Annotated in this window: 11 protein-coding genes, 1 tRNA gene and 1 pseudogene; 6 read left to right on the top strand and 7 right to left on the bottom strand. The window is 60.5% G+C overall.

Annotated features, from left to right (window positions below; genetic code table 11):
* Together G522_RS0122125 and G522_RS0122120 are read left to right on the top strand one after the other, a co-directional pair.
* A pseudogene (locus G522_RS0122125) lies at positions 1–2,201 on the top strand (calcium-binding protein); the annotation flags it as partial.
* A gap of 233 nt (positions 2,202–2,434) precedes the next feature.
* Complete coding sequence (locus G522_RS0122120; protein ID WP_026792898.1) at positions 2,435–3,208, top strand: hypothetical protein; 774 nt, start codon at positions 2,435–2,437, stop codon at positions 3,206–3,208.
* Between the two features lie 405 nt (positions 3,209–3,613).
* Here G522_RS0122120 and G522_RS28215 read toward each other — a convergent pair whose 3' ends face one another.
* Positions 3,614–4,066 (bottom strand): hypothetical protein, encoded by a 453-nt coding sequence (locus G522_RS28215; protein WP_051229069.1) that lies wholly within the window; start codon positions 4,064–4,066, stop codon positions 3,614–3,616.
* 230 nt (positions 4,067–4,296) lie between these two features.
* Positions 4,297–4,980, bottom strand: coding sequence for a recombinase family protein (locus G522_RS0122110; RefSeq protein WP_026792897.1), 684 nt, complete (start codon positions 4,978–4,980; stop codon positions 4,297–4,299).
* Here G522_RS0122110 and G522_RS29715 point away from each other — a divergent pair.
* A complete protein-coding gene (locus tag G522_RS29715; protein ID WP_342663915.1) occupies positions 4,904–5,308 on the top strand; it encodes a helix-turn-helix domain-containing protein in 405 nt (134 codons plus the stop codon). The two genes, G522_RS0122110 and G522_RS29715, sit on opposite strands and share 77 nt — an antisense overlap.
* 221 nt (positions 5,309–5,529) lie before the next feature.
* Here the strand turns inward: G522_RS29715 and G522_RS0122100 are convergent, their stop codons facing one another.
* From G522_RS0122100 to G522_RS0122080, 5 genes are all read right to left on the bottom strand, one after another.
* Entirely contained in the window at positions 5,530–7,248 is a 1,719-nt protein-coding gene (locus tag G522_RS0122100; RefSeq protein ID WP_026792896.1) for a site-specific integrase, read from the bottom strand.
* Between the two features lie 109 nt (positions 7,249–7,357).
* Positions 7,358–7,442, bottom strand: a tRNA-Leu gene (locus G522_RS0122095).
* 108 nt (positions 7,443–7,550) lie between these two features.
* Positions 7,551–7,946 carry a septal ring lytic transglycosylase RlpA family protein gene (locus G522_RS0122090; protein ID WP_026792895.1) on the bottom strand — a complete coding sequence of 132 codons (396 nt, stop codon included), beginning with the start codon at positions 7,944–7,946 and terminating at the stop codon, positions 7,551–7,553.
* Positions 7,947–8,160: 214 nt separating this feature from the next.
* Positions 8,161–8,682 (bottom strand): xanthine phosphoribosyltransferase, encoded by a 522-nt coding sequence (gene gpt / locus G522_RS0122085; RefSeq protein WP_026792894.1) that lies wholly within the window; start codon positions 8,680–8,682, stop codon positions 8,161–8,163.
* 60 nt (positions 8,683–8,742) lie between these two features.
* Positions 8,743–9,510, bottom strand: a complete 768-nt coding sequence (locus G522_RS0122080; protein WP_026792893.1) for a competence/damage-inducible protein A — start codon at positions 9,508–9,510, stop codon at positions 8,743–8,745.
* Positions 9,511–9,691: 181 nt separating this feature from the next.
* Here G522_RS0122080 and mprF point away from each other — a divergent pair, with 181 nt between their 5' ends.
* Genes mprF through sfsA form a run of 3 tightly spaced genes read left to right on the top strand, consistent with a single transcriptional unit; the run spans position 9,692 to position 14,421 of the window.
* Positions 9,692–12,286, top strand: a complete 2,595-nt coding sequence (gene mprF, locus G522_RS28210; RefSeq protein WP_084633336.1) for a bifunctional lysylphosphatidylglycerol flippase/synthetase MprF — start codon at positions 9,692–9,694, stop codon at positions 12,284–12,286.
* Entirely contained in the window at positions 12,283–13,701 is a 1,419-nt protein-coding gene (locus G522_RS0122070; protein ID WP_051229067.1) for an AcvB/VirJ family lysyl-phosphatidylglycerol hydrolase, read from the top strand. The genes mprF and G522_RS0122070 overlap by 4 nt, the downstream gene beginning before the upstream one ends.
* Positions 13,702–13,731: 30 nt before the next feature.
* A complete protein-coding gene (gene sfsA / locus G522_RS0122065) occupies positions 13,732–14,421 on the top strand; it encodes a DNA/RNA nuclease SfsA (protein ID WP_026792891.1) in 690 nt (229 codons plus the stop codon).
* Positions 14,422–14,423 lie beyond the last annotated feature (2 nt).

Below are 14,423 nucleotides of genomic sequence, written 5' to 3'. Positions count from 1 at the left end.
GCAACGGTGACGACATCTACGTCGTCGGCAACCAGGGAGCCATTGTCACCGAGTTTGCCAACGGCGGCACCGACGAGGTGCAGACCACGCTGGCCAGCCTCTCCATCGCTGGCTACACCAACGTTGAGAACCTCACCTACACCAGCACCGGCATAACCAACTTCACCGGCACGGGCAACGCCGGCGACAACATCATCACCGGCGGAGCCGGCATTGACGATCTCTCTGGCGGATGGGGCAACGACACCCTCGTCGGCGGGGCCGGCAACGACACGCTGCGCGGCGGTGCGGGGGCTGACCAGCTCATTGGCGGTGCCGGCTCCGATACGGCCAGCTATAGCGACGCCACGGCGGGCGTTACCGTCGACCTCAAGAACGGCGCCAACAACACCGGCGATGCGGCTGGCGACACCTATGACGGCATCGAGTACTTCCTCGGCTCGAACTACCATGACGTCTTCGTCGCGTCGGCCGGCGCCGACTACTTCCAGGGTGGTGGCGGCAACGACACCGTCGACTACTCGACGTCCAGCGCGGCGGTGACCGTCACGCTCAGTACCGGCGCGACTGTCGGTGCCGGCGGCGACGCTCAGGGCGACACTCTCGTCCAGATCACTCGGGTCGTCGGCTCGGCCTACAACGACATCCTCTCCACCTCTGGTTCTGGCTACGCTCTTCAGGGTGGCGACGGCGACGATGTCTACACCATCGGCAACCAAGGTGCCATTGTCACCGAGTTTGCCAATGGCGGCACCGACGAGGTTCGCACCGCCCTCACCAGCCTCTCCATCGCTGGCTACGCCAACGTCGAGAAGTTAACCTATACCGGCACATACAATTTTACCGGCGCCGGCAACAACGATGACAACATCATCACCGGCGGAGCCGGCAATGACACGCTGATGGGCGGCGGCGGCGCTGATCAGTTCCATGGCGGGGCGGGCACCGACACCGTCAGCTATGCCGACAGCTTCGCTGCGGTGATTTTCAACTTCGCTGCGGGGACGATCTCCGGCATCGGAGCTGGTGACACCTTCGACAGTATCGAGCGGCTCGCTGGATCCAATTACGGCGACACGTTTATAGAGAACGGCGACGCCCACGATCTCCTAGGCGGTGCCGGCACAGATGTAGTCAGTTATGAAAATTCTACAACGGCGATCTCGATCAACTTAGCAACCGGCATCCACACCGGAATCGCTGCAGATGACAAGATAGCCGACATAGAGGTCGTCAAGGCCACTAGCTTCGACGACATTCTGGTAGGCAGCAGCGCTGCCAACGTCTTCATCGGCGGGGCCGGCGCTGACGCAATCGACGGTGGAGCTGGCATTGACGGAGCTTGGTACCTGACCAGCAGTGCCGCGGTTCAGATCGATCTCCTCGCAGGTACGGCCACGGGCGGCGACGCGGCTGGAGATACCCTCGCCAACGTCGAGAACCTTATTGGCTCCGCCTTCGGCGATACGCTGACGGGCAATGCGCTCGCTAACAAGCTCGAAGGGGCTGGCGGCAACGACAACATTCACGGTGGCGACGGGAATGATGTGATCTACGGCGACATTGGCAGCGATGTCGGGTCCCTCGCGTCTTCGAGCAACACTAACCAGAAAGACACGCTCTTTGGCGGCAACGGCAACGACTCTATCTATACCGCCGCCGACGATGCCGGCAGCGTAGCGTATGGCGAGGCTGGCGCTGATATCATTGTTGTCACTAGAGGTACCGCGTATGGCGGCGATGATAACGATCAAATCACAGTACTTAGCAGCGGTGTTAAAGATGGTGAGCCCGATGGAACAGCATATGGCGGTGCCGGGACGGATATACTCAATGGTAACGGTTATTTATACTCGCTCTACGGGGAGGACGGAGCAGATACGATCAATCTGAACAATGTCGGCGACGGTTATGGCGGCGAAGGTGGAGATACATACAACGTCAATGTAAAAATGTGGGTTGGCATAACAGATACAGGGGCGTCAGGTATAGATACTGTCAATTTGAACGAAATAAACTACAGCGACGTTAGATATAGGCATGATGGAGACAATCTGTACATATTTTCAGCGGACGCGGTGGATGGAAACGGCAATTTAAGCTATGCGGCATATTTCGAGGGATGGTATTCTGGAGGAAACACCATCGAGCAGTTCGTTACTGCCGACGGAGTTTCTTTCTCAGGTAGTGTACTGGTCTAGCTAAACAGTCATACTATTGAGTGCCCCGATCTTTATCGGGGCACTGTTTCTTCGCTTAGCCGAGTTGGGCTTGGTGTATCGAAATCATGACGGTACGCTTCGCTCAGCAATAGCCAATATTCATAGGACTCTGGAAGCACATTTGGCACGAAACATGCGAGGCGAATACGAGGTCATCTGACAAACGCTCGGATGAACGAAACATAGAATTCCTGCATGAAAGTACCAGCACAATGAACGCGATTTCGGGTGCCTCTGGCCTTCACGGGGTTCGTGTTCCCCTCAGCCAGAAGATCCATGCGTCTCCCGACGAAGGTCGAGTTACGGGTGGCAAGACATTGGGGGCGGAAGAGCTCGCTCAACTGAACGCCTATAAGGCACAAATTGAGCAGATGGAAACCGAATTCAGGACGCGGCAAGAGGAGATTGATGCGAGTAACAAACTTGACTGTAATGATACTTATCTGCCCAACATCACAAATCTAAGTCTCGAATCCGCCAACAAAATGAAGAGTTTTGTTGAGGTTGACATCGAGCAGGGTCTCGATAAGGGAGAGAATATCTATGGCCACTACGGAGACAAGGAGGTGAACTCTCTCACGGAGTATCTTTCTCTCCTGAATAGTTACATTGCCGACAAGTCAGGTTCTATTACGCCACCGCCTTTGACGCTGTCGTCGAAACCCTTAGAAACGACGTCGATAACGCCCGACACAGACATTCCCCCGACTGGGACGCTGACACCCTCCGAGCCGGTGGCCGGCGGAGATCCGAACAGGACCGATTCAGTCGGTAAGTCCGCAAAAAATCACATCATTTCTCCGAATTTTGCCTCGCTCACCAGCGAAACCGCCGCCGCTGTCTACAAGCAGGTCGGCGACATGGTGAAGACGCAGGACACCTCGACTTCCGTCATCCATGCCCGCAACGGCAGCGCCGGCACCTATTCGATGGACACCTACATGTCCTGGCTCGCCCAGCGCGCCTCGACTAATATCGAGGTGTAGAGAGGGTACACGCGTTGGTGGGTGATTTGTGCCTGGCGGAAACAATTATAGGGTAGCTTTTGCCGCCTTTCAAAGCCTTGGCAAGTTGACGGGGCGGACTACCGAGCAATGTAGGTTCACGACCTCATTGGTCCGGCGTCGCGCTGACATCAAGATAGTATCCGCCACTCAGAGTTCGTGCACGCTAGTAATCGCTGGCGCAAAATCACCCGCCAAATCGGAAATCCCTGCGGCTGCTTATCCTGCAAGGAATAAAGCTGGAAGTCGTTTGATCTCTTCTCGTGAGGGCAACTACACCAGAGGACGACTGGGTTCGCTTGGCGTTCAGAATACGCCCCTGCGTTGGAGGTGCTGCGGCCAGGAGCCAGGTTTTTGGTCACTTTCTGAAACTGCGAATAGGTTCCTTCAAGTGCCCTCCCAGCTCAGCTTCGGCAACACCAACTCGCTATAGCCGGCCTTCAGAACTTCAACGATCGGTCGTGGTGTGAGGACGTCCACCATGGTTCCGGTATGAACCTCCACTGGTTCGCAATAACCAGCGTGCGTCCAAGGATAAGCTTTGCCATTCCAGAGGAGGCTAGGCGTCCGCGAGCTATTGGCATCAATACTTGAGGCAAGGACGACAAAGGCGCCCTTCGGCAGATCGCCGAAACGTGCCCTGTAGGTGGCCTTACCACCGACCCTGAGCCTGCCCGCGTGTAGTTCATAATCAATCGCCCTGGTCGACACGACTGCATCTTGAGCGAAGCCGTGGACAGTCTTCCAGCAGCTGCGGAACAGCTTCAGGGCTTCCGCACGGCACCGCCCACAGGGACGATGTCCAGCCGCCAACGCCACTGCCTCGTCGAGGAAGAACAATGGCGTGTATCGGCCCGGTGTATCGAAAACAACTGGGGCGCCTGTGTCTACGGTAACGCATGAAATCCAGCTTCGGTGCCTCCATGACCGCACGACTGTTCCGTCGCCAGCGTGGAGGTCGCCGCGATTTCCCATCATGGAACCTTTGTGCGGGGTCGCCTCGATTTCACCGAAAGGTGTCACTCTGTTCCTGCGGGGATGCAAAACCGCGTTGCAACGCGTTGCAAAGATCATGGCTGAACCATGGATCGGACGACGGATGGCGAGAAAGGGGTGCCGTTTGCGCTGACGTGGCCACGGCGGGCAAGTTCGGCTGCGATATCCCGAAGCGACATCCGCTCCCCTTTTCTCGGTTTGCGGCGCAAATTCTTGGCTAGGGCCACAACGTCGGGCGTCAACTCGGCGTGGGATTTCCGACCTTCGCACTTCTCTCCGGCAGCGCGCCTTCTCTCGCGTGCTACCTTCAGCTTGCTGACTAGCCTGGATTTTTCAAGCTGCGCGAATGCGCCAGCAATCTGACGCATGGCCACTTTGAAGGGATCGGACGTGTTTGTCAGGTCGTCGCCTGCTGCGGTCAGTACGGTCACGCCTCGACCAATCAAAAGCAGGATGCCAAGTTCCTGGGTGACGAGATCGCGTGCGAAACGCGAAGCGTCCTCGACGATGACCGTTCTAACTCCGTTGGTCTCGATGCGGTCGAGTAGCGCGGCGAACCCTGGTCGGGTTTCAATTGGGTCAGCACCGGAGACAGCTGCGTCATAATATTCCTCAACGAGGTCATATCCGGAACGCTCGCTGAAAGAGCGAATGGCCTCGCGCTGACGTTTATCGCTGTCCTTGTCGGTCCCAACATTAGAGGCCGACGACGTCCGCAAATACGCAACTGCCTTGATCCGGCCGGACACCCTTGCCACGCAACTGCCCCTTTGGACATGGCTGTGTTTTATTTTCTTCGGTCTTGCGCACGCAGAGGTAGCCCGTCGGGCTGGGCTCACGGAACGCAGATACGGCAACTACGTTGCCGGAACGCGGGAGCCCGATTTAGCTTCCTTGATACGCATAGCCGATGCATTGGGGACCACGCCGGACCAGCTTCTGGGAGTGCGAGCGGAAGGGGCTGACAGATCGCCGCATGAGTTGCTGCGCGATCGGCTAGCATCAGCGGCCTCAGGCATGGACGTACCTGACCTTGAATTGCTCGTCATTGCCGCTGAAGCGATAGCACAGGCCCGTCGCAAGTAGGTCTCACGAGACGTCGCCAGACCATCGACAGGCTCGCCGCTTTGGAGCTGTTGTTTTGGTGATAGCTGCTACGTGTCGAGCAGGCTTTGCTTTTGCCTCCTGCAAAACAGGAAGAGGTTTGCAACAAGTCAAACAAGGGTATCACCTGGCCCGTGAGCTTGGCGTGGCCGTCGACCAGCATGTGAGTGGGCGAACAACCAGATGCGCTCTGGTGGTCTTCTTTACGATCGTCGCTGATCGTAGAGCGCGGCGGGCAGGGCAAGGCCGGGATAGCTGACTTTGTCCATCCATTTTGCCAAGGTGGCCGGCCGCGTTCCTTGGCCGTACCGCTCTTCGACGCCGCCAGAGCGTGCCCAGCCACCAAGGGTGCGCGTGGCGTCGATCGGCACCCCAGCCTCGCGAAGCGCATCCCGGAAGCTATGCCGAAAGCTGTGAAAACTAACGCCCGCACCCCTACCGTCGAAGCCAGGCAGTCGCGATATAAAGTATGAAAAGCGCTTCTGGAAAACGTCGACAATTTGCCGCTGCGTGTCGCCGGCCAGATCAGGGAATAGCCGAGCGCTGTCGCCGCTTTCATCGCGTCGTACTTCGACGTGCCGCAACAGGCCCAGCCGAACCAACTCAGGATGAACGGGCACGTTGCGGGTTGCCCCCGGCGTTTTCAGTCTCCGTTCCTCGGTTTCGACAAGCACAAAGCAAATCGTGTCGTCGATCGTCCTTACGTCATTGACTCGCAACGTCGCAATCTCGCCGAGGCGCATGCCGGAGAACAGAGCTATCAGTGGCGACCATTTTTTCCCGGCGAAGCCTTCGGACCACTTCGATAGCGCGGCGAAGAGGGTGTTGAGCTGCGATAGAGCGAAGGGCTTTCTCGTCGATGGTGCGCCCTTGGCGCCGACCGTCATGCGTGTTGCCGGGTTAGCCGTCAGGATGCCCTTGCGGATTGCCCAATTAAAAAAGCTGGATATGTGGTGCGCATGATTTCTCAGCGTTGTCGCGGAAATGCGCTGATCGTTCGTCTCTTGCGAAAGCGCTGCCGTTTCTCGCAGCGATAGGCCGTCGTATTTTCGCTTTTTCTTGATATTCGCCGGGATCATGGACAGAAGCTCGAACGCCTCGACACAGTCGGCCCGGTCGATATCGGCCAAAATCTTGTCCTCGCCCAGCAGTTCTCGAAGAGCGCGGAATGGCAGGATGTACTTTTGGGCGGCGGCCTCCGACAAATCGGCGCGCGTCGGATCAGTCTCGAAGCGATGAATTGCCTCGCCCAGTGTGGAGCGCATGCGCGCCTTCGGCGGTGGCGGCAGAATGGTCGAAACAGAAGAGAAGAGAGGATCATGCGGCTTATCGCCGTCTTCGCCTTCCAGTCGATCGAGCCGGCGCTTGACGTGTTCAATCTCGGCGCGGCGGACCAATTCGACGAGACGTACAAGTGACCTATCCGACGACTGTTCCGTTGCAACCCGTTGCAACGGCAGGCTCCGGCTTTGCACCGGTAGCGAAATGGGGAGTTCGTTTTCCTCCGCTAATCGCACAGCAATGGAGCTGACGTGTGGGACGGCGGCGTCGCCTTCAAGAAGCTGACCAAGCTCAACATCCAAGTTGTCGCGGTCCGTTTGTTCCGGATAGCCGACTGTCGCCTTTTCCAACCGGTAGAAATAGTCCTGCACAATGCTTTGCATCGTCGTGTCTGCGACGATCGCTGCCTCGGATGGTGCATCATGTAAGGCAGAGTCGACCTTTTGTCGTACCGCTCGGAACTGCCGGTCAACTTCAGCAGCGGCGGCGCGCGCAGCTTCGCTGGCTTGCCGCCTGTCAGACGCGCGTAGCGTTATCCACACCTCGCGCTTGTTCTTGAAGGCTGGCCGAATGTCTTCCGGCACCCCGCGGCGGTAGTAGTAGGCTCCGCCCTTGATCACCAGCCCCGGCGTTTTGGACATAGGTACCCGTTTCCTCATCCCAATTTTGGGAAGATTTTTGGGAAGATTTCTCTCTCTATGTCCTTGTATTGTAGGACTTTACAGCAAAGTCAATGCCTTAGGAGTTTGCTGGTGCGGACGGCGGGGCTCGAACCCGCATGACCGAAGCCGAGGGATTTTAAGTCCCTTGCGTCTACCAGTTTCGCCACGTCCGCATTGCCGGCGATATTGCTGGCGGCGGGCGGCGGGTCAAGCCCTGATCGCCACGGACTGAGGCGGACGGCGCTCCTTGGATTGGAAGCGCCGTCTTCCGTTGGGAAAATTCAGCCGCACACGGCTGGCGCGGCCACACCTTTTCCGTCGAGCACCGACACACGGACGCTGGCCGTACCGGAGCTGACGAGGCCGATCTCGCTGGCGGCGCCGCGTGACAGGTCGATCACCCGGCCCTTGACGAATGGGCCGCGATCATTGATGCGCACCACCACGGTGCGGCCGTTTCTGAGGTTTTCTACCTCGACGAGGGTACCAAAGGGCAGGGTGCGATGGGCTGCGGTGCGAGCGCCCACATTCATGCGTTCGCCGCTCGCGGTGCGTCCGCGCTCGGCATACCAGGACGCTTTGCCGCATTGAGCTTGCGCGGGCGCCGCCTGGTGAAAAAACGCGACCGCCATAGCGGCCGTGAAAAAAGCGCGGGTGGCGCTTGTTTTGAATTGCATGCAGTCAATCCTGTTTAAACCCGCGTTGGCAGCGCGGACGAGCCTCCATAGGGACCACCGGCGGTTATCGGCGATCAGCGACGAAGGCTCAAAACAGGGAAAAATGCGGCGAGAATCAGGCCGCGCCTTTCTAAGGCGGACAACCGGAAGTCGGTTTAGCCGCCTTAAAAGACTGCGAATCAGTTATTTACATGGTGAATAAATTTTTAGCAGATCAATCATTGCCCTGCCGGGAAATGGGTGGCTGGAAGGCAAAACCCAGGTCCCAGGGGAAATAAATCCACGTATCCTGGCTAACCTCGGTGATGAAGGTATCGACCAGCGGGCGGCCTTTCGGCTTGGCATAAACGGTGGCGAAATGGGCCTTGGGCAGCATGTCGCGAACGATGCGGGCGGTCTTGCCGGTGTCGACGAGGTCATCGATGATCAGCACGCTGGCGCCTTGACCCTCTTCAAGGTCGACGACATCGGGGCTTACCTTCTTGATGATCTGCAGTTCGCCCTGCGATGTGTAGTCGTGATAGGAGGCAATGCCGACCGTCTCGATGATGCGGATGTTGAGCTCGCGCGCCACGATGGCTGCCGGAACCAGTCCGCCACGGGTGATGCAGACGATGGCTTTCCATTCGCCAAGGCCGGCAAGCCGCCAGGCGAGCGCCCGGGCGTCGCGGTGAAATTGATCCCAGGAAACAGGGAAGGCCTTGGGAGCGAGCGGTTGGGCGTCTTGCGGAGACATGATGGCGATCCTCACGAGATCAAGCGTCGGGCTTTCTCAAATGCCTGTTTCGTGTCGATTTCAATAGTCGGTGAGAGTGCTATCCCCGGCTTTGTCGCGTGCGATTTCCGCCAGCATGGCTTCCACCGCCGTCTTGGCGGCTTCGAGCGCTGCCGGCTCGCGCGAGCGGATCACCAGCTTGGTCGAGAAATTGCGGGCGGCAAGGATGGGATAGCTGCCAATGGAAACGAGCGGATGCGCCTTGGCTACCTCGCCGAGCGCGGTGCCGATCACTCCTTCGCCGAATGGGCAGTCGATGGTGACCGACTGCACCGGCACGCCACCCTCAAGCTCTTTCTCGATGTTGAGCAGCATGGCCTGCATGATCTTCGGCACGCCGGCCATCACGAACACATTGCCGATGTGAAAGCCGGGCGCCTTGGAGACCGGGTTGTCGACCAATGTCGCGCCGACCGGAATGCGCGCCATACGGAGCCGCGCCTCGGTGAGTTCCTCCGGAGCCACATAGTGCTGCTGCAGGATCTTGATCGCGTCGGGGTGATGTTCCACGGCGACGCCGAACGCCTTGGCCACCGCGTCGGCGGTGATATCGTCATGGGTCGGCCCAATGCCGCCGGTGGTGAAGACATAGGTGAAAGCCGCTCTCAGCGCATTGAGCGCTGCGACAATGCGGTCCTCCTCGTCGGGAACAACGCGGATTTCCTTGAGATCGATACCGATTTCAGTCAGAAAGGCGGCGATATGGCCGGAGTTGCTATCGCGCGTGCGGCCGGAAAGAATCTCGTCGCCGATGATCAGGACGGCGGCGGTGGGGGACTGAGCTGTCATGAATGTGCAAGCCTTTGGAATCGTCGCTCTGTTGTCGAGGATTCCCGATCTTGAAACAATCGCCAACATTACGCGGAATTAAAGATAGGCTCGCCCAACCCGCCGTTGGATTGACGCAATCGCACAACATAAGGCGTCGGTTGCGGTGCGCCGCTCCGATTTTCATTCTTTTAGGTTGATTATGCTCGCTGCAGTTCCAACGGAGCCTCCCGAGGCCTCCACCATCCAGCCCGGCCGCTTCGCGCGGCTGAAGCCGGTCATCGTCGCTGTGGTGGCACTGCTGATTGTCGGCCTGTCGGTGCTGGCGCTGTCGCGCCTCTTGTCGGATGTCGATTACGAAGACCTTATCGCTGCGATCGAGGATACGCCTTGGTCGCGCGTGGGCCTTGCCCTCTTGTTCACCAGCGGTAGCTTCCTGGCGCTTTCCATCTACGACGTGCACGCGCTTCGCTTCGCCGGCGCGCGGCTGCCTTACCGGCTGGTGGCGCTGGCCAGCTTCTGTGCTTACGCCGTCGGCAACATTGCCGGATTTGGCCCGCTGACCGGCGGTTCCGTCCGTTATCGCTTCTATTCGCCCTTCGGTTTGGAGCCGGAGGCCATTGCCAAGGTGGTCGCCTATGTGGCCGCCGCCTTCGGTTTCGGTCTCGCTTTCGTGGCCGGCCTGGGGCTGACCATTTCCGGGCCGGACCTCGCCTCGCTGATCAGCATGCCCGGTGCCACGGTGCGCGGCATTGGCCTTCTGATGCTGGCGGGCGTTGCGGCGGTATTGCTGTTTTCGTCCATGCGGCACGGTTCGGTGACGGTGTTCGGCCGTGCCGTTGCGCTGCCGAGTGCGCGCGACATCGTTTCCCAGCTGATCGCCACTTCGGTGGATGTCGCCTGCGCCGCCGCGGTGCTCTACGTGCTGCTGCCGGAGGGCGATGTCTCTTTCACGACGGTGCTTGCCGTGTTTTCGGTGGCGATCGGCGCTGGTGTGCTCAGCCATCTGCCGGGCGGCGTCGGTATTTTCGAAACCATCGTGGTCGGCGCGCTCGGCACGCGCCTGCCGATCGACGGCGTCATCTCGGCGCTACTGCTCTACCGCATCATCTACTACGTGGCGCCGCTCGTGGTGGCGGTTCTCGCGATGACGATCAGCGAGGCGCGCCGAGCCACCATGGCGAGTCCGGCGCTGATGGCGGCGGTGTCCGGCATTGCGCCGATCATGCTCGGCACCCTCGCCATCGTGCTTGGCGCCATGCTGGTATTCTCTGGCGTGACGCCACCCGCCGATACCCGCCTCGACCTGATGGACGCCTTCATTCCGTTGCCGCTGGTCGAGGGCGCGCATTTCATCGGTTCGATACTCGGCGTCTTCATGATTGTTGCTGGCCGAGGTCTGGTTCACCGGCTCGATGGTGCGTGGTGGCTGGCGATGGGGCTGACCGCCATGTCCATTCCGTTCGCCCTGCTCAAGGCGCTCGCGGTGGGCGAGGCGGTGCTGTTCGTCATTCTGATCGTCGGGCTGGTCACCAGCCGACATCTCTACACGCGGCCGGCTTCGCTGCTGCACGACCGGCTGAGCCCGGCCTGGTGGCTTTGCATCGCCTGCGTTCTGGCACTTGCGACCGGCATTCTGTTCTTCGTCTACAAGGAAGTGCCCTATAGCCACGATCTCTGGTGGCAGTTCGAGATGTCGGAAGCCGCTCCTCGTTCGTTGCGCGCCGCCGTCGGCATCGGACTTGCGACCGCCGCCGTGGCCGCCTGGTTGCTGATCCGGCCGCCGTCCGGCCGTATCGAGCCGCCGAACGCCGAGGACACGGCCCGCGCCGTCGCCATTCTTGCCGGCACCGACAACGCGTCGGCCAACCTCGTCAGGATGGGCGACAAGAACCTGATCTTCTCCGACGACGGTGCTGCCTTCCTGATGTATGCCAAGCGCGGCCGCTCCTGGATATCCCTCGGGGATCCCGTCGGTGCCGAGGCAGGCCGGCGCGAACTGATCTGGCGGTTCATCGAGACCGCCCGCGCCCATGGCGGGCGCGCGGTGTTCTATCAGGTGCCGGCCGAGAGCCTTTCGCTCTATGCCGACGCCGGTCTTTCCGCCTTCAAGCTCGGCGAGGAGGCGGTCGTCGATCTTGCCGCCTTTGACATCAAGGGCACGCGGCGCGGCAACCTGCGCAACGCCATCAACAAGGCCGAGCGCGACGGCGTCGTCTTCGAGGTGGTGCCGCCGGAAGGCGTGCCGGCCATTCTTGACGAGCTCACCGCCGTGTCGGAAAGCTGGCTGAAGGCGCGCAAGGCCAAGGAAAAGGCCTTTTCGATGGGCGCCTTCGAATCTGGCTATGTCGTGTCGCAGCCGGTGGCGGTGTTGAAGAAGGCTGGGCGTATCTTCGCCTTTGCGACGCTGATGATTTCTGGTGACGGCCGGGAGGCGGCAATCGATCTGATGCGCTTCACGCCCAAATCGTCCAACGGCACCATGGAGCTGCTGTTCACCCGTGTCCTGCTGCACTTCAAGGCGGCTGGTTTCGCGACGTTCAGCCTCGGCATGGCGCCGCTCGCTGGTCTTTCCGACAGTCCGCTGGCGCCGCTCTGGCACAAGCTCGGCCGTGCCGCCTTCGAGCACGGCAACGCCTTCTACAATTTTCACGGTCTGCGCGCCTTCAAGACCAAGTTCGATCCGGTCTGGCGGCAGCGCTACATGGCGGTGGCCGGCGGCCTCAATCCGCTACTGGCCCTTGCCGATGTGACCTTCGTCATCTCCGGCGGCCTCAAGGGAGCCGTTTCCAAATGAAGCGACTGATACTGTTCGTCATGATCGGCCTCCTCACGGTGGTCGGTATCGCGACGAGTGCCTTCCTCTATCTCTTCCCCCATCTGCCAGCCGACAAGACGGATACCCTTGGCATCGCGGAGGTGATTACACCGCGCAAGGAACCGACCGGCCTCGTCTATCTGCTGTCCGGTGAAGGCGGCTACGGCTTCTGGGATCGCGTCACGGCTCGCCGCTATGCAGCGAGCGGGGCCGTGGTTGTCGGCATCGATACGCCTGCCACCTTTGCCAAGGCGGAGAAGCTCAGCGACGACTGCGTCTACTTCGTCTCCGACATGGAGCAGGTCAGCCAGAACATCCAGCGCGTGCTGGACGTCGACAGCTATCATTCGCCGCTGATCGTCGGCAACGGTTTGGGCGGCACCTTTGCTCTGGCGCTGGCCGCCCAGTCGCCCGATGCGACGATCGGCCGCACCATAGCCGTCGATCCGCGGGCCGCGCTGCCGCTGCACAAGGAGCTGTGCAGCGAGGCCAAGCACGTCAAGGCTGCGGATGGCAACGGCTGGGTTTACGATCTTCAGAAGGGGCATCTGCCGGATCCGATTGACGTCTATCTGACCCGGACCGCCGATGCGGCCGGCGCCGCCCATGTCGGTGACCTGGTGGGGTCCGGCTTTGCCATAGCCACCGCCAAGAGCGCCAAAAGCACCGAGCGGACGCTCGACGGCGCCGTCTACGACCAACTGGTCAAGACCGATGACAATGGCTCGCCGCTGGCCGGTATCCCGATCACCCTGGTGCCCGCCACGGCAACGCACGACACCATGGTGATCATCTACTCCGGCGACGGTGGCTGGCGCGACATCGACGCCGAGATCGGCGGCTATCTCGCCAAGGCGGGGGTGCCGGTGGTCGGTATCGACTCGCTCCGCTACTTCTGGAACGACATCGATCCGGCAGACGCCGCCGACGACCTCGCCAAGGTCATGGATGCCTATGCCAAGAAGTGGAATGTCCACAAGGTGGCGCTGGTCGGCTATTCGTTCGGCGCCGATGCGCTGCCGGCGATCTATCAGGCGCTGCCCGACGACCACAAGGCCAGCGTCAATCTCGTGTCGCTGCTCGCCTTTACCGGGGCGCGGCAGTTCGAGATCCAGGTGTCCGGCATTCTTGGCGCCAAGACCGATCCGAACGGACCGTCGACGTTGCCGGACCTTCTGAAGATCGAGCCGACCAAGGTGCAGTGCATCTACGGCAGTGAGGACGACGAGACGGCCTGTACCCGTCTTCCGAAGGACAAGGGCTTCAGCCTGCTGGTCCATCCAGGCGGCCATCATTTCAATGACGATTACAAGCCGGTCGCCAAGGACATTCTCGACCGCCTTGTTCCGCAGGACACCGCGTCGACTGCCGTGGAGGCGCAGGCTACGCCTTGACGACACTGACCAGAACGGGGAGCAAGCGGTATGCGTTTTCCCGTTCCGCTCACCTCCGGCCGGCTCGTTCGCCGCTACAAACGCTTCCTCGCCGACTGTCTTCTGGATAGCGGCGAGGCGGTGATCGCCCACGTCGCCAATTCCGGCTCCATGCTCGGTCTGGCGACGCCTGGCTCTCGCGTCTATCTCGCCCGCTCCAGCGATCCGAAGCGCAAGCTGGCCTGGAGTTGGCAACTGGTCGAGGCGGGCGGCGCGCTGGTTGGCATTGACACCGGCCTTTCCAATCGCATCGTCGCCGAGGCGATCGCCGAGGGGCGCATTCCAGAGCTTGTCGGTTACGAAACGCTCCGCCGCGAGGTGCCCTACGGGGCACGTAGCCGCGTCGACATGTTGCTGGAGGGGGAGGGACGCCCCCACTGCTATGTCGAAGTAAAGTCCGTCACCCTGTCGCGTCGACTAGGAGTCGCCGAGTTTCCCGATGCGGTTACCGCGCGGGGGGCAAAGCACCTTGCAGAACTCGCGGCCATGGTCGAAATGGGCGCACGGGCGGTGCTTCTCTATCTGGTGCAGCGCGGCGACTGCGACCGGTTCGAGCTCGCCGCCGATATCGATCCAACTTATGCCGCGGCGGCGCAGGCGGCCCGCGCCGTTGGCGTGGAAATGCTGGTGGTTCGCGCCGAGGTCACGACGGCGGGAATCGAAATCCGGAGCGTTTTCTGACA

The sequence above is a fragment of the Pleomorphomonas oryzae DSM 16300 genome, assembly GCF_000422965.1.
Classification (GTDB): Bacteria; Pseudomonadota; Alphaproteobacteria; order Rhizobiales; family Pleomorphomonadaceae; genus Pleomorphomonas; species Pleomorphomonas oryzae.
This window is presented reverse-complemented; position numbering and strand designations above follow the sequence as displayed.

Excerpts from the sequence above, each read along its gene's own strand:
- G522_RS0122120 (WP_026792898.1), top strand. The coding sequence starts at position 2,435 with ATGAACGCGATTTCGGGTGCCTCTGGCCTTCACGGGGTTCGTGTTCCC.
- G522_RS0122100 (WP_026792896.1), bottom strand. The coding sequence starts at position 7,248 with ATGTCCAAAACGCCGGGGCTGGTGATCAAGGGCGGAGCCTACTACTAC.
- G522_RS0122090 (WP_026792895.1), bottom strand. The coding sequence starts at position 7,946 with ATGCAATTCAAAACAAGCGCCACCCGCGCTTTTTTCACGGCCGCTATG.
- gpt (WP_026792894.1), bottom strand. The coding sequence starts at position 8,682 with ATGTCTCCGCAAGACGCCCAACCGCTCGCTCCCAAGGCCTTCCCTGTT.
- G522_RS0122080 (WP_026792893.1), bottom strand. The coding sequence starts at position 9,510 with ATGACAGCTCAGTCCCCCACCGCCGCCGTCCTGATCATCGGCGACGAG.
- mprF (WP_084633336.1), top strand. The coding sequence starts at position 9,692 with ATGCTCGCTGCAGTTCCAACGGAGCCTCCCGAGGCCTCCACCATCCAG.
- G522_RS0122070 (WP_051229067.1), top strand. The coding sequence starts at position 12,283 with ATGAAGCGACTGATACTGTTCGTCATGATCGGCCTCCTCACGGTGGTC.
- sfsA (WP_026792891.1), top strand. The coding sequence starts at position 13,732 with ATGCGTTTTCCCGTTCCGCTCACCTCCGGCCGGCTCGTTCGCCGCTAC.